The following is a 313-nucleotide window of genomic DNA, read 5'->3' as shown; positions in this document are numbered from 1 at the left end:
AGTATTATCGGTCAAAACATGCCACTTTGAAAGATGTTACAATAATACAAAAAAATTAGTTTTCACTTTTTAAAATTCCTTTCCTGAGCGACTCTTCTTTAAGGTTAATTCTGTGAGAAGAGTTTACAATCCTATCAAGGATTGCATCAGCAATAGTACCTTCTCCTATTATGTCATACCAAACAGATACTGGTATTTGAGAAGAAACAATGGTTGAGGCTTTATTGTACCGATCATCTATAATATCCATAAGTATTTCTCGCGATTGGTTATCAAATGCCTGTAGTCCAAAATCATCAAGTATCAACAAATT

1 protein-coding gene is annotated in these 313 nt (G+C 32.6%); it reads right to left on the bottom strand.

Annotated elements, in window-relative coordinates; translation table 11 throughout:
• Positions 1-55: 55 nt before the first annotated feature.
• Positions 56-313 (bottom strand): ATP-binding protein (locus OM075_RS26780; protein WP_301193446.1); only part of this gene is annotated, 258 nt, incomplete at its 5' end.

Source organism: Plebeiibacterium sediminum (assembly GCF_026013605.1).
Taxonomy (GTDB): domain Bacteria; phylum Bacteroidota; class Bacteroidia; order Bacteroidales; family Marinilabiliaceae; genus Saccharicrinis; species Saccharicrinis sediminus.
This window is presented reverse-complemented; position numbering and strand designations above follow the sequence as displayed.